This window comes from Rhizobium sp. FKL33, assembly GCF_005222915.1.
In the GTDB taxonomy this organism is placed as follows: Bacteria; Pseudomonadota; Alphaproteobacteria; order Rhizobiales; family Rhizobiaceae; genus Rhizobium_E.
The window spans coordinates 185,284-203,073 of sequence record NZ_STFX01000001.1; the positions used below are offsets into that span (position 1 = coordinate 185,284).

Genomic DNA, 17,790 nt, shown 5'->3' on the forward strand with positions numbered 1-17,790 from the left:
CAGGCATACGCGTTATCTAACGCATAAACTCTGCGGCTTCTATCCTCGGTTTGGCCTGTATCCTCGGTTTGGCCTGTTGGCGTCTGGCCATAGCCTCCGGATCACTAACGCGGGGAGAGTGACACTCTAACTTTGCGGCTACATACTTTGTTGCAACAAACTTCGAATGTCCGCTTTTGTGCAAAGTAGAAATGTCACTTTGCAAGGTGTGGCACGACGATCAGCGCCCGATCATGCGGCTGGTCAGGGTTGCAAGCCTGATCGGGCGCGGGTGAGGGGCAGCGTTCGGCTTTAGCTTTCTCAGCTCACCACCCCTCCCATATCTGGCTGCTCTGTCCTATATGAAAGAGACGTGGAACAGCGAGGTTCACACATGCCCCATAGTGATCGCAGCATTGCCAGTCGCATGTGGAGTGTGGTCAAGGTCGTCTGGACCATCTCAATCATCATGTTGGCGACCATCGTCGGTGCCGCCATAGGATGGAATACTCACGGCATTGCCGGTGCTTTTGCGCTGGGCTTTGTCGGATTTGTCGCTGGGGTGTTTCTCAGTTCACCCCAGTTCCTCTTACAAATTCTCAGTTAGAAAAGAGCGGTGATTACTCTGCCGCTTCGATGCGTGCCGAGGCCCTCTGCCGTCTCGCGATCACTTCCGGGTCGTTCATGAAATCCGTTCGACGACCCGGCTTCGTGCCGCGTGGCTTATAGCCAAGCTTCTCGCTGTTGGTCTTCACCTTCGGAGGACGCATCTGATCCTGGCGCTCCCTGATGAACTCCAGCACGTCCCCGAGCCGCTTATTATCAGTGACGGCCGTATGAGTGACGCGCTGATCCTTGTCAAACACCGCGTAGGGCAGGGAGTGTCCTTTCCATCTGACATCGAGGCGTCCGTCGGCATAGGCATAGGTCTCGACATATTTGCCAGCCAGGCCACGCGACACCTCGGTCTCGGCAAGCATGACCTTCCTGCGTTCGAACGAGAAGCTGAGTTGGGAGCCGACATAACACTGCTCTCGCTTGCAGAGAATGTCGCGAAGCCGGTCCGGCGCCATGTTCAGCGGACGATGCAGATTGTCGGGCCGGAAGGGTGTTCGTGCAAATCTCTGATTATGCTGGGTAATGAAGCTCGGAAGAAATGCGTTTCCCGACTCCATGTCCGAAATGCCGGCGAGACGCAGTTCCTTGACCAGGCGGTCCTGCAAGGTCCGGTTCGCGCGTTCGACACGTCCTTTGGCCTGACTGGAATTGGCGCAGAGAATCTCGATGTTGAGTTCCGACAGCGCTCGACCGAACTGCGTCATACCCTGACCATTGACGGCATCCTTCTTCGCCACACGGAACACTGAATGCTTGTCGGAATAGAAGGCGACCGGGCAACCATGCTCCTGGAGATAGTCCTCAACGGCTTCGAAATAGGTGAATGCGCTCTCCGACCGAACAAAGCGCAACTGCAACAATTTGCCCGTGGCATCGTCGATGAAGACCAGTAGCGTGCACATCGGGCCACGATCTTCGAACCAGCGATGCTCGGAACCGTCGATCTGCACCAGCTCGCCAAAGGCCTCGCGACGCAACCTCGGCTGATGGAAGGTCTTGCGCTGCTTTCGCGAGAGCCAGATACCGGCCTCGCTCATCCATTTGCGCAACGTCTCGCGGGAAACTGTCACGCCGTGCAGATCTTGCAGCTTCTCTGATGCCAACGAGGGACCGAAATCGAAGTATCGCTCTCGAACCAACGCGATGACATAGTCACGCACGCCATCGCGAATCCAATTGTTCGATGGTCGACCTCGAGCCTTGTGCCGGATCGCCGCGGCTCCATCTCGTTCAAACACATCAAGCAGCCGTCGGACCTGTCGGGTCGATATCGCCAGAACCGAACTCGCTGCAACAATCGTCATTCGACCTTCAACAATCTTCGACAGCACTTCGATACGCTGCAAATCGCGTTCGCTCATGACAATCAGTCCCATCCTGCAGCCTCCCGCCAGCACTCAGAACCGGGGGAGAATGACATTCTTACTTTGCTGAGTTAGGACATTCTAACTTTGCGCCTACATACTTAAACATGATAAGATAGATTATGGAACATAATTGCCCGGCCTTTGCCGGCGATCGGCGACGATGGCGTGCGCCAAGTCTGCGCGCCGCCACCGGAGCCAATGCGGATCATACCGCAATGAGGCCTGCGATGATATCCGTCGCCTTGTGGTCCGGATCGACGCCGTCGATCAGGAAGACATCGCCGTCGGCGGCTTGCGTCCGCAACGACGCCAAGGCCTGATAAGCTGCGGATCGATACCAGCTGCGCGCGGCGGCCAGATCGGGAAAGGCAATCACGATCAGGTCGTCGGCGAAACGACCCTCCAACTCGTCCTTGGGGCCGCCATGGATGATGAAGCGGCCATCGTATGGCGCTAGCGTGGCGTCGATTCCTGTGAGGTAATCGATGATGCCAGGGTTGATGGTGATATTACGCAGATGCGCGACAGCGTAAGCGGTCATGGCGTATAGTCTCTCAGGTGGTGGCGAGCGCCGGTTTGGTCGCGGCGTGTTCAGCGATGGTCAGAAACGCGACGGCGGCGGCCTGAACGATCAGAAACGCCCAGCCGAGCGCGTTCGGCGAAATGACGCCTGTGACAGGCAGCGCCAGGCTGGCGAGGATCCAAACCGCATTGCCGGCAACGACCATATGGGCCGCCAGCGCTGGAATTGGCCGCAGCCGTGCGGTGATCGCCATGAAGGCCGCCACCGGCAGCAGCGCGACGCCGGCCCAGAACAGCAGCGGCGCCGGAATTCCGGTCCAGGCGCCGACCGGCGTGTGAAACAAGCCGAGCGCGGCGCCCATGCCGGCGCAGGTGCAGGCGTCCAGTATGAGCAGATTGGCGAGTGTCCAATGAGGTGGTCGCAGGTGCATGACAATGGCCTTTCGTGTCGTCGATGACCGGGATGGTCGATCGGTGACAGCCATTCTTGCGCATTTTGTTCTGGCGTCGATTACCTCCGGGGTAATAGGCTCGCATGACATCGAGGCGTTATGGTGGGACATGACACGATCGAAAACCGGTGCAGCAGGACAGATGTTGCGGGAATGGCGGCAAAGACGGCGCTACAGCCAGCTGGAACTCGCTCTGGAAGTCGAGATTTCGCAACGGCATCTGAGTTTCCTCGAAGCGGGCCGTTCGATGCCCAGCCGCGATATGGTTCTGCGCCTCTCAGACTGCCTCAAATTGCCGTTGCGCGCGCAAAACGCCCTGCTGCTGGCCGCCGGCTTTGCGCCCGCTTATGGCGAGAGGTCGCTCGCCGCGCCGGAACTGGAGGCGGCCAGGGGCGTGATCGACCGTCTGTTGCTGGGTCATGAGCCCCACCCTGCCCTTGCGGTCGATCGGCGCTGGACGCTGACTGCGGCCAACCGAGCCGTCGACGCGCTGATCAGAGGCGTTTCGGAAGAGCTTCTCACCGGCGAGGTCAATGTGCTGCGCCTCAGCCTGCATCCGGACGGCCTTGCCTCCCGCATCGTGAATTTCAAACAGTGGCGCAGCCATATTCTCGCGCGGCTCGCCCATGACATCGAGATATCAGCCGATCCGGCCTTGGCTGTGTTGCTCGACGAATTGCGGTCCTATCCCACGCCCTCGCATGCGCTGGGAGACCGCGAAAGCAGCGCCGGCCTTCAAGCCATCGCCATCCCGCTCGTGCTCGACAGCAGAATCGGACGGCTCGAATTTCTGAGCACGACCACGGTGTTCGGAACAGCCGTGGATGTCACGCTTGCCGATATCGTCATCGAGAGCTTTTTCCCCGCCAATGCGGAGACGGCTGTGGCGATGGCGAACATGATGGCGGAAAACGGCTGAACCAAGGGAATTCCCGGGTTCGATTGGGCGCAAAAAACGGCGACCGGTTGCCCGGCCGCCGTCGATTACGTCATGTCCGTCCACCGCTTATTCGGCGTCGGAGCCCCCATCGGTTTCAGCCGGGGCTGCGGATGTCTCGGCGGCGTCGCCCGCAGCCTCGTCATCCTCCGGCTCGCTGATGCGCTCGACCGAGACAACCTTTTCATCGGCGGCGGTCGAGAAGATCGTCACGCCCTTGGTGGCGCGGCTGGCGATGCGGATGCCGTTGACCGGCACGCGGATCAGCTGGCCGCCATCGGAGACCAGCATGATCTGGTCGGCGTCCTCGATCGGGAATGCGGCGACGAGTTCGCCGATCTCGTTGGTCTTCGACGTGTCGGTGGCGCGGATGCCCTTGCCGCCGCGGCCTGAGATGCGGAAGTCGTAGGACGACGAGCGCTTGCCATAGCCTTTCTCGGACACGGTCAGCACGAATTGTTCGCGCGCCCTGAGCTCCTGGTAGCGGTCTTCGCTGAGATCGCCGACTTCGCCGACTTCCTCGCCCACCAGCGCCACATCGTCTTCCTCCACGCCCATGGCGCGGCGTTCCGCCGTCGAGCGCTTGAGATAGGCGGCGCGCTCGGAGGCGTCGGCGTCGACATGGCCGAGGATGGTCATCGAGATCAGCCGGTCGCTGTCGGCCAGCGAAATGCCGCGCACCCCGATCGAATTGCGGCCGGCGAAGACGCGGACCTCATCGACCTGGAAGCGGATCGCCTGGCCGAGCGCGGTGGTCAGCAGCACGTCGTCGCGCTCGGTGCAGGTTTCCACCGAGAGGATTTCGTCGCCCTCTTCCTCGAGCTTCATCGCGATCTTGCCGTTGCGGTTGACCTGGATGAAGTCCGAGAGCTTGTTGCGCCGGACGGTGCCGCGGGTGGTCGCGAACATCACGTCGAGATTGGCCCAGCTGTCCTCGTCCTCCGGCAGCGGCATGATCGTGGTGATGCGTTCGCCGCGCTCCAAAGGCAACATGTTGATCAGCGCCTTGCCGCGCGAGGTCGGCGTGCCGATCGGCAGACGCCAGACCTTTTCCTTGTAGACGATGCCGCGCGAAGAGAAGAACAGCACCGGCGTATGGGTGTTGGCCACAAACAGCCGCGTGACGAAATCCTCGTCGCGGGTCGCCATGCCGGAGCGGCCCTTGCCGCCGCGGCGCTGGGCGCGATAGGTCGCGAGCGGCACGCGCTTCACATAGCCGGCATGCGAGACGGTGACCACCATGTCCTCGCGGGCGATGAGATCCTCGTCGTCCATGTCAGGACCGCCTTCGACGATCTCGGTGCGGCGCGGCGTGCCGAATTCGTCGCGCACGGCGGCGAGCTCGTCCTTGACGATGGTCATGATGCGCAGGCGCGAGCTGAGAATGTCGAGGTAGTCCTTGATCTCGGCGCCGATCTTGTTGAGTTCGTCGCCGATTTCGTCGCGGCCCAGCGCGGTCAGGCGCTGCAGGCGCAGATCGAGAATGGCGCGGGCCTGCTCTTCCGAGAGGTTGTAGGTGCCGTCGTCATTGATCCGATGGCGCGGATCGTCGATCAGGCGGATCAGCGAATCGACGTCCTGGGCCGGCCAACGGCGGGTCATCAACTGCTCGCGGGCCGTCTGCGGATCGGGCGCGCGGCGGATGAGGTTGATGACTTCGTCGATATTGGCGACCGCAATGGCGAGACCGACCAAGACATGGGCGCGGTCGCGGACCTTGCGCAGCAGGAACTTGGTGCGCCGGCTCACCACTTCCTCGCGGAAGGCGATGAAGGCCTTGAGCATGTCGATCAGCGTCAGCTGTTCCGGCTTGCCGCCGTTCAGCGCCACCATGTTGCAGCCGAAAGAGGTCTGCAGCGGCGTGTAGCGATAGAGCTGGTTGAGGATCACCTCGGCATTGGCGTCCTTCTTGAGCTCGATGACGACGCGATAGCCTTCGCGGTCGGATTCGTCGCGCAGGTCGGAAATGCCTTCGATGCGCTTGTCGCGCACCAGCTCGGCCATTTTCTCGATCATCGTCGACTTGTTCACCTGATACGGGATCTCGGTGATGATGATCTGTTCGCGGTCGTTGCGCATCGGCTCGATGCGGGCGCGGCCGCGCATGATGACCGACCCCCTGCCCGTCTCATAGGCCTGGCGCACGCCGGCGCGGCCGAGGATCATGGCGCCGGTCGGGAAATCGGGACCGGGCACGATCTCCATGATCTGCAACAGGTCCAAACCGGGATTGTCGATCAGCGCGATGCAGGCGTTGATGACTTCGCCGAGATTGTGCGGCGGAATATTGGTCGCCATGCCGACCGCGATGCCACCCGCGCCATTGACCAGAAGGTTCGGGAATTTCGCGGGGATGACGACGGGCTCGCTCAGCGTTCCGTCATAGTTGTCGCGGAAATCGACCGTTTCCTTGTCGATGTCGTCAAGCAGCGAATGCGCGGCCTTTTCGAGGCGGCATTCGGTATAGCGCTCGGCCGCCGGCGGATCGCCGTCGACGGAACCGAAATTGCCCTGACCATCGATCAGCGGCAGCCGGAGCGACCAATCCTGCGCCATGCGGGCCAGCGCGTCATAGATCGCGGCGTTGCCGTGCGGATGGAACTTACCCATCACGTCGCCGGTCACGCGGGCGCATTTGACGTATTTCTTGTTCCAGTCGATGCCCAGTTCGTTCATGCCGAACAGAATGCGGCGATGCACGGGCTTCAATCCGTCGCGCACATCAGGGAGCGCGCGCGAGACGATCACGCTCATGGCGTAATCGAGATAGGATCGCTGCATTTCCTCGACGATGGAGATGGGCTCGATGCCGCTGGGGCCTTGGCCGCCGGGGGGGACAATCTCGGTCAATCTGGTCTCAATCTCTCAAACGGAATCAATGCCGCCGTTATAGCGGAACAGCCGGTTGAAGGCCAATTTCATGGCGGCTTTATGAACAGTTCTTTCCCGGCAAGCGCTGATATTTTCGGCTTTTTAGCCCTTGCTTGCGCTGATGCAGCCGGCTCGATACAGATGGAGCAAAACAGGGGAAAAACATGGCCAATCTGGAAGCGATGATCAACGCCTTCACCACGCTTCTGGTGACCACCGATCCGCCGGGACTGGCGCCGATCTTTCTCGGGCTGACGGCAGGCATGACCCAGGCGCAACGACGCCATACGGCGCTGCGCGGCACGCTGATCGCCTTCGGCATCCTCGCCGTCTTCGCCATTTTCGGCGCCAGCATCCTCTCGGTGCTCGGCATTTCGCTGCCAGCCTTCCGTATTGCCGGCGGCCTGCTGCTGTTCTTCATCGCCTTCGAGATGATTTTCGAGAAGCGGCAGGAGCGGAAGGAAAAGACCACGGAGACCGCTATCACGCGGGATCACATTCACAACCTCAGCGTCTTTCCGCTGGCGATCCCGCTGATCTCAGGCCCCGGCGCGATTTCGGCGACGATCCTGCTCGCCGGCAATTTCAGACCGCCGCTCGAGCGCGCGCAGCTGATCCTGGTGATCGCGGCGGTGTTCCTGGTCATTTTCGCAGCCCTGATCATCGCCGACAGGCTGGATCGTTACTTGGGCCAGACGGGCCGGGCGATCCTCACCCGGCTCCTGGGCGTGCTGCTCTCGGCGCTGGCGGTGCAATTCGTCATCGACGGGCTGCGAGCCACGTTGACGGTCTACACCGGGCCCTGACGAGTAACCACGCATAAAAAATGCCCCCGGTTTCCCGGAGGCATAGCGTCATCGTCAAGACATTCGTTCTCAGAACGGGATATCGTCGTCCATGTCCCGCGAGAAGGACGGGGCGCTCTGCGGCGCGCGGCTGGGCTGCGAGGAGCGAGCGCCGCGGTCGTTGCCGCCATAGCCGCCGCCACCGCCGAAGCCGGAATCCATGTCGTCATAGCCGCCGCCCTGCGCCGCGCCGCGCCCGCCGCCTTCGCCGCGACCGTCGAGCATGGTCAGCGTCGAACTGAAGCCCTGCAGCACGACTTCCGTCGTGTAGCGGTCATTGCCGGTCTGATCCTGCCATTTGCGGGTCTGCAGCGCGCCTTCGATATAGAGCTTGGCGCCCTTTTTCACATATTGCTCGACCACCTTGCAGAGGCCTTCATTGAAGACCACGACATTGTGCCATTCGGTCTTTTCCTTGCGCTCGCCGGAATTGCGGTCGCGCCAGGTTTCCGAAGTGGCGATCCGGAGATTGGCGATGGGACGCCCGTCCTGGGTGCGGCGGATTTCGGGATCCGCGCCGACATTGCCAACCAGAATGACCTTGTTTACACTGCCCGCCATCGCTAAATCCTATCCACAAAATCGGCAAACCGCCGTCCATCAACTGAGGGGCGAAGAATAACCCTTCAAGGGAGCCGGCGCGCCCCCACATGAGTCCAATCCACAGAAAATCCGGGCTTCCATTCGTTCGCATTTTGTTCTAGTCGTTTTTATCGCGACAGTCAATGGAATCGACCTTGTGGAAAATCGGGTTTTCACCCGGCCGCGGCGACCCCGGCGCGCAGCATGGGCGTATAAGGGCGAAAGAACAGGCGAGACACAGGCATCATGAGCGAACTCAAGACCATTTCCATCCGCGGCGCGCGCGAGCACAATCTCAAGGGCGTCGATCTCGACCTGCCGCGCAATTCGCTGATCGTCATGACGGGCCTGTCGGGCTCGGGCAAATCCTCTCTCGCCTTCGACACGATCTATGCCGAGGGGCAGCGTCGCTATGTCGAAAGCCTGTCGGCCTATGCCCGGCAGTTCCTGGAAATGATGCAGAAGCCCGATGTCGACCTCATCGAGGGCCTGTCGCCGGCCATTTCGATCGAGCAAAAGACGACGTCGCGCAATCCGCGCTCGACAGTCGGTACCGTCACCGAGATCTACGACTATATGCGCCTGCTCTTCGCCCGGGTCGGCGTGCCCTATTCGCCGGCCACCGGCCTGCCGATCGAGAGCCAGACGGTCAGCCAGATGGTCGACCGGATCCTCGATTATCCCGAGGGCTCGCGGCTTTATATCCTCGCGCCGCTCGTGCGCGGCCGTAAGGGAGAATACAAGAAGGAACTGGCGGAGCTCATGAAGAAGGGCTTCCAGCGCGTCAAGATCGACGGCCAGTTCTATGAGATCGCCGAGGCGCCGGCGCTCGACAAGAAATACAAGCATGACATCGACGTGGTGGTCGATCGCATCGTGGTGCGGCCCGATATCGCTTCTCGTCTCGCCGACAGTCTCGAAACCTGCCTCAGGCTCGCAGACGGATTGGCGATCGCCGAATTCGCCGACAAGCCCTTGCCGAAGGAAGACACCGCCGAGGGTGGCGCGGCCAACAAATCGCTGAACGAGACCCATGAACGGGTGATGTTCTCGGAAAAATTCGCCTGCCCGGTCTCCGGCTTCACCATTCCCGAAGTCGAGCCGCGGCTGTTTTCGTTCAACAATCCCTTCGGCGCCTGCCCCTCCTGCGACGGTCTCGGCACCCAGCAGAAGATCGATCCGGACCTGATCGTGCCCGAAACGGAGCGGACGCTGCGCGACGGAGCTGTTGCCCCCTGGGCCAAGTCGACCTCCCCCTATTACAATCAGACGCTGGAAGGCTTGGGCAAGGCCTATGGCTTCAAGCTCTCGGCGCGTTGGAGCGAGTTGTCCACCGAGGCGCAGACCGCCATTCTCAATGGCACCGGCGATCGCGAAGTGACCTTCAACTATGCCGACGGCGCACGCAGCTATCAGACCACGAAAACCTTCGAAGGCATCATTCCCAATCTCGAACGCCGCTGGAAGGAGACCGATTCCGCCTGGTCGCGCGAGGAAATCGAGCGCTATATGAGCCAGGCCCCCTGCCCTTCCTGCAAAGGCTTCCGCCTGAAGCCCGAAGCGCTGGCGGTGAAGCTCGACGGCAAGCATATCGGCCTCGTGTCCGACATGTCGATCCGGGCCGCGAATGACTGGTTCGTCGGCCTGCCGGACAAGCTCAACGCCAAGCAGAACGAGATCGCCACCCGCATCCTCAAGGAAATCCGCGACCGGCTGAAATTCCTCAACGATGTCGGCCTGGATTACCTGACGCTGGCGCGCAATTCCGGCACGCTGTCGGGCGGCGAAAGCCAGCGCATCCGGCTGGCGTCGCAGATCGGCTCGGGCCTGACGGGCGTGCTCTATGTGCTCGACGAGCCGTCAATCGGCCTTCACCAGCGCGACAACGCAAGGCTGCTCGACACGCTCAAGCATCTGCGCGACATCGGCAATACGGTGATCGTGGTCGAGCATGACGAGGACGCCATTCTCACCGCCGATTATGTCGTCGATATCGGCCCTGCCGCCGGCGTGCATGGCGGCCGCGTGGTGGCGCAAGGCACGCCCGCCGAGATCATGTCCAATCCCAATTCGCTGACCGGCAAATATCTCTCCGGCGAGCTCTCGGTCGATGTGCCGCGCGAGCGGCGCAAGCCCAAGAAGGGTAAGGAAATCAAGGTCGTCGGCGCCAAGGGCAACAATCTCAAGAATGTCACGGCCGCGATCCCTCTCGGCGTGTTCACCGCGGTCACCGGCGTGTCCGGCGGCGGCAAGTCGACTTTTCTCATCGAGACGCTCTATAAGGCGGCGGCGCGGCGCGTGATGGGCGCGCGCGAAAACCCGGCCGAGCATGAGCGCATCGACGGTTTCGAGCATATCGACAAGGTGATCGACATCGACCAGTCGCCGATCGGCCGCACCCCGCGCTCCAATCCCGCCACCTATACCGGCGCTTTCACGCCGATCCGCGACTGGTTCGCCGGTCTTCCCGAGGCGAAGGCGCGCGGCTATCAGCCCGGCCGCTTCTCCTTCAACGTCAAGGGCGGCCGCTGCGAGGCCTGCCAGGGTGACGGCGTCATCAAGATCGAGATGCATTTCCTGCCGGATGTCTATGTCACCTGCGACGTCTGCCACGGCAAGCGCTACAATCGCGAGACGCTGGACGTGACCTTCAAGGGCAAGTCGATCTCCGACGTGCTGGACATGACGGTCGAGGAAGGCTGTGATTTCTTCGCCGCCGTGCCGGCGGTGCGCGACAAGCTGACGTCGCTGCGCGATGTGGGCCTCGGCTATATCAAGGTGGGCCAGCAGGCCAATACGCTGTCGGGCGGCGAGGCGCAGCGCGTCAAGCTCGCCAAGGAACTGTCCAAGCGCTCGACCGGCCGCACGCTCTACATCCTCGACGAGCCGACCACCGGCCTGCATTTCCACGATGTCGTCAAGCTCCTGGAAATGCTGCATGAACTGGTCAATCAGGGCAATTCCGTCGTGGTCATCGAGCACAATCTCGAAGTGATCAAGACCGCCGACTGGATCCTCGACTTCGGGCCCGAAGGCGGCGATGGCGGCGGCGAGGTGATCGCCCAGGGCGTGCCGGAGGATATCGTCAAGGTCGGTCGCTCCTATACCGGTCAGTTTCTCAAGGAATTGCTGGAGCGGCGTCCGCAGAAGCGGCAGGCGGCGGAATAGCCGCCGTACCAACGGTTTCCGCTGTGCGCTCAAGATCTGGCTTCGTCATAAAACTGTCATAAACGCCGCAGGCGGGACAGTGACGCCGCGTTTGGGATTGAACGGACGATAGAAAGGCCCGATACAGGTCGACGTGATATTTTTCAAGTTCACGTATCGATCCTTTCTTTTTTCGGAGGCCTCGCCCTTGAGCGGTTCGGTGATCTTCATCAATCTGGCGGGCGCCGTCGCTTTGCTGCTCTGGGCCACGCGCATGGTGCGCACCGGCGTCGAGCGCGCCTATGGCGACATGCTCAAGGAAAAGATGCGCTATGCGCTCGGCAACCGCGTCAATGCGGCGGCGGCCGGCTTTTTTCTCGCCATCGCGCTACAGAGCTCGACGGCGGTGGCGCTGATCGTGTCGGGCTTTTCCGCTTCCGGCTTCGTCTCATCGACTGTCGGCATTTCGGCGCTGCTCGGCGCCGATCTCGGCTCCGCCTTCGTCACCCGCATCCTCCGGCGCGACCTGTCGCTGCTCGTGCCGCTGTTGATGATCGCCGGCACCATCGCCTATCGCACCACATCGCGGCGCTGGCGGGAGATGGGCCGCATCCTGTTCGGCCTCGGTCTTCTGCTTCTGTCGCTCCGGCTGATCGGCGAGGCGTCCGCGCCGCTCAAGGAAAGCCATGTCCTGCCGATCATCATGGGCTATCTGCAGCAGGACTGGATCACGGCCTTTGCGCTCGCGGCGCTGATGGCCTGGCTGTTTCACTCCAGCGTCGCCTCGATCCTGCTGTTCGCCTCGCTGTCCAGCCATGGGCTGGTGCCGAACGAGTTGATCATTCCCTTCGTGCTCGGGGTCAATTTCGGCGGCGCCGTCATCGGCGCGGTTCTGACGCGCGGCGAGGTGAAAGCAGCCCGTATCGCGCCCTTGGGCAATGTCGCCATTCGCGGGCTCGGCATGGTCGCAGGACTCATTCTGCAACTGAGCTTTCAGCTTCAACCCGAGATCTATTTCGACACGCCGGCTGACGCCGTGGTCTGGATGCATGTCATCGCCAATGCTGTGGTGCTGCTGATCGGCCTGCCTTTCGCAGGCTCCTTGGCGCAGATGCTGGAAAACGCCCTGCCCTCGGACGCCAAGGACGAAGACAACAGCGACGCGGCGCTGCTGTCGGCGCTAGACCCCTCCGATATCGCCAATCCGCCACGCGCGCTCGACAACGCCACGCGTGAAGTGGTCGGCATGTGCGACCGCATCGAGGTGATGCTGACCCGCGTCTTCGACGCTTTTCTCCGGCCGGACGAACAGCAGATGACGCAGATCGAGCGGCTGGACGACAGCGTCGACCGCTTCAACCGCAACATCAAACTCTATCTCGCCAAGATTTCCGGCAACGAACTCGCCGAAGACGCGGCGCGGCGGCAGCAGGATCTCCTGGAAGCGACGATCAATCTCGAACAGGTCGGCGACATCATTTCGCAGAACATGCTGGCCAAGGCCCGAAAGAAGGATGCGCGCGGCGCGAGCTTTTCCGAGGAAGGCCTGCATGAACTCACCGCCATGCATCAGCGCGTGCTGCGCAATGCCCGCCTCGCCTTCAACCTGCTGGTCAACCGCGATCTCGAACATGCGCGGCAGTTGGTGAAAGAGAAGGAAGTGGTGCGCGACATGGTGCGGGTCAGCGAGGAAAACCACATCAAGCGGCTGGGCGAAAACCGCGCCAGCATCGATTCCTCGTCGATCCATATCGACACGATGCGCGATCTCAAGGAGATCAATTCGCTCTTGGTGTCGATCGCTTATCCCGTTCTGGCCCAGGCCGGCCAATTGCGCACCAGCCGTCTGCTCTGAGCGTCAGGCCGCCGTCGCGCGCGGCCGCAGCCAGGCGGGGTTGAAGACATTCAGCGCCAGTCCCGCGACGATCAGCAGCGCGGCGATAATGCGGATCGGCCCGAAAGCCTCGCCGAGCACGATCGCCGCAGAACTCATGCCGAACACCGGCACCAGCAGCGAGAAGGGAGCGACCGTGGCGACGCCGTAGCGGCGGATCATCGCGCCCCAGACGGCGAAGCCGAAGATCGTGGCGAGATAGGCGATATAGATCACCGCCCCCGCCCCCGACCAGGTCACATGCGTCAGCGCCTGATAATCTCGCTCCCAGCCTTCGAAAGCGAGCGAGATCGCGAGAAGCGGGAGAGGCGCAACGAGGCTCACCCAGACCATCAGCCTGAGCATATCCACCGCGCCCGCCTTCTTCATCAACAGGTTTGAACAGGCCCAGGCCAGAGCCGCGCCGATGGACAGCGCCAGTCCCGATGCGGTGAGATCGCCATTGACGGTGGACGCGATCAGCGCAACGCCCGAGAAGGCAACCACCATGCCGGCGATCTGGGTCGGGCGCGGCCGGTCGCCATAGACCAGCACCGCGAGAATGACCGTGAAGAAAGCCTGGCTCTGCAGCACCAGCGAGGCGAGCCCGGCTGGCATGCCGACGCTCATGCCGAGGAACAGCAGCGAGAATTTGACCACGCCCAGCACCAGCCCGATGCCGATGATGATCCGCCAGGAGACATCGGGCTTGGGCAGGATCAGCGCGAGCGGAATGGCTGCAAACAGGAAGCGAAGGGCGGAAAAGAAGATCGGCGGGAAATTGTCGATGCCCAGCCGGATCACCACGAAGTTGAAGCCCCAGACGGCGGCGACCAGAATCAGCAGGAGAATGTGAACGGGCTTCATGGCGGGCTCCTTTTTCTCCGCCATACTCCCGATCGGCGACAAGGACAAAGCCAAGTTTGTCGGATCAGACATCAATGAAATTGATGAGTGTTTCGGCGGTCAGCCCGCGTCCCGCACGCTGCCCCGCCTCGCCGTGATGCCAGACTGCGGCGCAGGCCGCCTCGTAGACCGGCAGTCCCCGGGCCAGAAGCGCCCCACAGAGACCGGCCAGCACATCGCCCGAGCCAGCGGTCGCCAGCCAGGGCGGCGCGTTCGTGTTGATCGCGGCGCGGCCATCGGCGGCGGCGATCACGGTGTCGGCCCCTTTCAGGATCACGGCGGCGTTGGCGCGCGCGGCGGCGGCCAGAGCGCGATCGACCTTGGACAGCGTCTCGTCTTTGGCGAGATCGGGGAAAAGACGAGCGAATTCGCCGTCATGCGGCGTCAGAACCAGACGCGGCTCGCCGGCGAATGCGGTGAACAGCAGATCCGGATCCTCGCGAAAACTGGTGATCGCATCGGCGTCCAGCACGACGCGACGGCTCTTCAACGCCAGGGCAAAGCCCCTCGCCTTCTCGCCTATTCCAAAACCCGGGCCGAGCACGAAAGCGTTGAGCCTTGCGTCTTCGAGGATGGCTTCGAGATCTTCGACGCTGTCGGCGGTTTTCAACATCACGGCTGTCAGGTGGGCGGCGTGAACGGATGCGGCCTCGGCAGGGCTGATCATCGTCACGAGCCCGGCGCCGCCGCGCAGGCCGGCGGACGCGGACAGTCTGGCCGCCCCGGTCTGCAACGCCCCGCCGGACAACACGGCGAGTGAGCCATGGCTGAATTTATGTCCGCTGGCTGTCTTATCCCCGAGGAGATCGCGCCAGAGATCCGGCGCGTTGATGCGCACCGGTCCCGCATGTCTTTCGACGAAACGCCGCGGCGCGCCGATATCGACAATCTCGATCTCGCCGCACAGCGCCCGTCCCGGCAACAACATCTGTCCCGGCTTGGCGGCCACGAACGTCACCGTCGCTGCGGCCTCGAACGCGCCGCCGCGAACACGCCCGGAATGGCCGCAGACGCCGGAGGGCATATCGACGGCGATCACCGGCGCGCGCGCCGCCTTCACCGTCTCCGCAACCGCGATCACGACTGGCGCAAGGTCGCGCGACAGGCCCGCGCCGAACAGCGCGTCGATCACCACGTCGCCCCTCGCCGGCTGGTAATCCGCCAGGGGCGGAGCCGCGCAGGCCGCGTCGTCGAAGGCGCGCCGGGCGTCATCGGTTATCGGCGGGCCGAGCGAATAGACGGCGACATCGGCCCCCGCTTCCCGCAGCGCCGCCGCGGCCACGTAACCATCGCCGCCATTGTTTCCCGGTCCACACAGGACGACGAAACGCGTCGCGCCGGGGTAGCGCCCGAGCGCGGCGGCGGCAACCGCCTGCCCCGCCCGAAGCATCAGCGCAAAGCCTGGCATGCCCGATGCGATGCAGTCGGCGTCAATCGCCGCTACAGCCTGTGGTTCAATTAGCAAATACTGGTTATTGCTCATAGTTTGAGCAACCTAGCGAGATCGCGCGCGGAGCGGCGTCGCGATTCTCAGCGCCGCTCTTTCATCAACGGCAAAATAAGATGAAATAATAATCATTTGCATAGTTTTTGACCGCGCATTCAACCCTGTGGCAAGGTCCGGTTTACCTCTTATGAGACATAGCGTCTCGTTCCGGGAGGAAAATGGCCGAAGACCGTATTTTTCTCTTTTTTTTTGGCCGATTTTGCGCATGATCGCGGCTGCCTTGCAGAATTTCAAGCCGAATTCGCGCTTGTTGTGTATATCTGGCACGCGATGTGCATTCATCGAGGCGAGCGGGAGCAACTCGCTTTTAACGGGAGAAGCGGAGAGACATTTTCTCATGAAAAAGATCGAAGCGATCATCAAGCCGTTCAAGCTTGATGAAGTGAAGGAAGCCCTTCAGGAAGTTGGACTGCAAGGCATCACGGTGACCGAAGCCAAGGGTTTCGGCCGCCAAAAGGGCCATACCGAGCTCTATCGGGGCGCGGAATACGTCGTCGACTTCCTTCCGAAGGTGAAGGTCGAAGTCGTGCTGGCGGATGAGAATGTCGAACGTGTGATCGACGCGATCCGCAATGCCGCCCAGACGGGCCGCATCGGCGATGGCAAGATCTTCGTCTCGAATGTCGAAGAAGTCGTGCGCATCCGCACCGGCGAAACAGGCGTCGACGCGATCTGACGCCCAACAAGACAATGCCTGCCGGGGAACGGCAGGGAGGAAACATCGTCATAGCAAAGGAAAAACTTCGATGACGACTGCAAAAGACATCATGAAGCAGATCAAGGACAATGACGTGAAATTCGTCGACCTCCGCTTCACAGATCCCAAGGGCAAGCTGCAGCATGTGACCATGGACATCTCGGCCGTGGACGAGGACATGTTCGCCGACGGCGTCATGTTCGACGGTTCCTCGATCGCCGGCTGGAAGGCCATCAACGAGTCCGACATGGTGCTGATGCCGGATCCGGCCACCGTGCATATGGACCCGTTCTTCGCCCAGTCCACCATGGTCATCCTTTGCGACATTCTCGACCCGATCTCGGGCGAGGCGTATAACCGCGACCCGCGCGGCACCGCCAAGAAGGCCGAAGCCTATCTCAAGGCTTCGGGCATCGGCGACACCGTGTTCGTGGGTCCGGAACCGGAATTCTTCGTGTTCGACGACGTCAAGTACAAGGCCGATCCCTATAACACCGGCTTCAAGCTCGACTCGTCCGAACTGCCGTCCAACGACGACACCGATTACGACTCCGGCAATCTCGGCCACCGCCCGCGCGTCAAGGGCGGCTATTTCCCGGTTCCGCCGATCGACAGCCTGCAGGACATGCGCTCCGAAATGCTGACCGTGCTCGCCGAAATGGGCGTGGTGGTCGAAAAGCAGCACCATGAAGTCGCCGCCGCCCAGCACGAGCTTGGCGTCAAGTTCGACACGCTGGTGCGCAACGCCGACAAGATGCAGATCTACAAATATGTCGTGCATCAGGTCGCCAACGCTTACGGCAAGACGGCCACCTTCATGCCGAAGCCTGTTTTCGGCGACAACGGCTCGGGCATGCACGTCCACCAGTCGATCTGGAAGGACGGCAAGCCGACCTTTGCCGGCGACGAATATGCCGGTCTGTCGGAAAGCTGCCTCTACTATATCGGCGGCGTGATCAAGCACGCCAAGGCGATCAACGCCTTCACCAACCCGACCACCAACTCCTACAAGCGTCTGGTGCCGGGTTATGAAGCGCCGGTTCTCTTGGCCTACTCCGCCCGCAACCGTTCGGCCTCCTGCCGCATTCCGTTCGGCTCTTCGCCGAAGGCCAAGCGCGTCGAAGTCCGCTTCCCGGATCCGGCTCAGAACCCCTATCTCGGCTTTGCCGCCATGCTGATGGCCGGCCTCGACGGCATCAAGAACAAGATCCATCCCGGCAAGGCCATGGACAAGGATCTCTATGACCTGCCGCCGAAGGAACTCAAGAAGATCCCGACCGTCTGCGGTTCGCTCCGCGAAGCGCTGGAAAGCCTCGACAAGGACCGCAAGTTCCTGACTGTCGGCGGCGTGTTCGACGACGACCAGATCGACAGCTATATCGAGCTGAAGATGCAGGAAGTGATGCGCTTCGAAATGACGCCGCATCCGGTCGAATTCGACATGTACTATTCCTGCTGATTACTCGGCAAAGAATGGAGAAGAGAAT

15 protein-coding genes are annotated in these 17,790 nt (G+C 61.8%); 7 read left to right on the top strand and 8 right to left on the bottom strand.

The window, feature by feature from the left end; all coding sequences use genetic code 11:
* The first annotated feature begins 373 nt into the window (after positions 1 to 373).
* Entirely contained in the window at positions 374 to 586 is a 213-nt protein-coding gene (locus E8Q41_RS00910) for a hypothetical protein (RefSeq protein WP_137153610.1), read from the top strand.
* Between the two features lie 13 nt (positions 587 to 599).
* On the opposite strand, the gene E8Q41_RS00915 is transcribed toward E8Q41_RS00910, so the two are convergent.
* From E8Q41_RS00915 to E8Q41_RS00925, 3 genes are all read right to left on the bottom strand, one after another.
* On the bottom strand, positions 600 to 1,973 hold the full coding sequence (locus E8Q41_RS00915) for an ISNCY family transposase (protein WP_137153611.1): 1,374 nt from the start codon (positions 1,971 to 1,973) through the stop codon (positions 600 to 602).
* A gap of 196 nt (positions 1,974 to 2,169) precedes the next feature.
* On the bottom strand, positions 2,170 to 2,505 hold the full coding sequence (locus tag E8Q41_RS00920) for a DUF1330 domain-containing protein (RefSeq protein WP_137153612.1): 336 nt from the start codon (positions 2,503 to 2,505) through the stop codon (positions 2,170 to 2,172).
* 13 nt (positions 2,506 to 2,518) lie between these two features.
* Complete coding sequence (locus tag E8Q41_RS00925; RefSeq protein WP_137153613.1) at positions 2,519 to 2,917, bottom strand: hypothetical protein; 399 nt, start codon at positions 2,915 to 2,917, stop codon at positions 2,519 to 2,521.
* 130 nt (positions 2,918 to 3,047) lie between these two features.
* On the opposite strand from E8Q41_RS00925, the gene E8Q41_RS00930 reads away from it, so the two are divergent.
* Positions 3,048 to 3,857, top strand: a complete 810-nt coding sequence (locus tag E8Q41_RS00930; protein WP_170976316.1) for a helix-turn-helix transcriptional regulator — start codon at positions 3,048 to 3,050, stop codon at positions 3,855 to 3,857.
* A gap of 87 nt (positions 3,858 to 3,944) precedes the next feature.
* Here the strand turns inward: E8Q41_RS00930 and gyrA are convergent, their stop codons facing one another.
* The gene (gene gyrA / locus E8Q41_RS00935; RefSeq protein WP_137153614.1) at positions 3,945 to 6,725 is read right to left on the bottom strand and encodes a DNA gyrase subunit A; all 2,781 of its coding nucleotides are present in this window, start codon (positions 6,723 to 6,725) and stop codon (positions 3,945 to 3,947) included.
* A 185-nt stretch (positions 6,726 to 6,910) separates the two neighbouring features.
* On the opposite strand from gyrA, the gene E8Q41_RS00940 reads away from it, so the two are divergent.
* Positions 6,911 to 7,552 carry a MarC family protein gene (locus E8Q41_RS00940; protein ID WP_137153615.1) on the top strand — a complete coding sequence of 214 codons (642 nt, stop codon included), beginning with the start codon at positions 6,911 to 6,913 and terminating at the stop codon, positions 7,550 to 7,552.
* Positions 7,553 to 7,621: 69 nt separating this feature from the next.
* On the opposite strand, the gene E8Q41_RS00945 is transcribed toward E8Q41_RS00940, so the two are convergent.
* Positions 7,622 to 8,152, bottom strand: a complete 531-nt coding sequence (locus E8Q41_RS00945; protein WP_137153616.1) for a single-stranded DNA-binding protein — start codon at positions 8,150 to 8,152, stop codon at positions 7,622 to 7,624.
* Between the two features lie 267 nt (positions 8,153 to 8,419).
* Here E8Q41_RS00945 and uvrA point away from each other — a divergent pair, with 267 nt between their 5' ends.
* Together uvrA and E8Q41_RS00955 are read left to right on the top strand one after the other, a co-directional pair.
* Positions 8,420 to 11,341, top strand: coding sequence for an excinuclease ABC subunit UvrA (uvrA, locus tag E8Q41_RS00950; protein ID WP_137153617.1), 2,922 nt, complete (start codon positions 8,420 to 8,422; stop codon positions 11,339 to 11,341).
* Positions 11,342 to 11,528: 187 nt separating this feature from the next.
* Positions 11,529 to 13,175, top strand: a complete 1,647-nt coding sequence (locus E8Q41_RS00955) for a Na/Pi cotransporter family protein (RefSeq protein ID WP_137153618.1) — start codon at positions 11,529 to 11,531, stop codon at positions 13,173 to 13,175.
* Between the two features lie 3 nt (positions 13,176 to 13,178).
* Here E8Q41_RS00955 and E8Q41_RS00960 read toward each other — a convergent pair whose 3' ends face one another.
* From E8Q41_RS00960 to E8Q41_RS00970, 3 genes are all read right to left on the bottom strand, one after another.
* A complete protein-coding gene (locus tag E8Q41_RS00960; RefSeq protein WP_137153619.1) occupies positions 13,179 to 14,060 on the bottom strand; it encodes an EamA family transporter in 882 nt (293 codons plus the stop codon).
* 64 nt (positions 14,061 to 14,124) lie between these two features.
* Positions 14,125 to 15,582 (bottom strand): NAD(P)H-hydrate dehydratase, encoded by a 1,458-nt coding sequence (locus E8Q41_RS00965; protein WP_137153620.1) that lies wholly within the window; start codon positions 15,580 to 15,582, stop codon positions 14,125 to 14,127.
* A gap of 12 nt (positions 15,583 to 15,594) precedes the next feature.
* On the bottom strand, positions 15,595 to 15,966 hold the full coding sequence (locus tag E8Q41_RS00970; protein WP_137153621.1) for a hypothetical protein: 372 nt from the start codon (positions 15,964 to 15,966) through the stop codon (positions 15,595 to 15,597).
* On the opposite strand from E8Q41_RS00970, the gene E8Q41_RS00975 reads away from it, so the two are divergent.
* Both E8Q41_RS00975 and glnA read left to right on the top strand, forming a co-directional pair.
* Positions 15,944 to 16,282: a P-II family nitrogen regulator gene (locus E8Q41_RS00975; RefSeq protein WP_137153622.1), complete on the top strand. Its 339-nt coding sequence runs from the start codon at positions 15,944 to 15,946 to the stop codon at positions 16,280 to 16,282. The genes E8Q41_RS00970 and E8Q41_RS00975 overlap by 23 nt on opposite strands.
* A 70-nt stretch (positions 16,283 to 16,352) precedes the next feature.
* Positions 16,353 to 17,762: a type I glutamate--ammonia ligase gene (glnA, locus tag E8Q41_RS00980; RefSeq protein WP_137153623.1), complete on the top strand. Its 1,410-nt coding sequence runs from the start codon at positions 16,353 to 16,355 to the stop codon at positions 17,760 to 17,762.
* Positions 17,763 to 17,790: the final 28 nt, after the last annotated feature.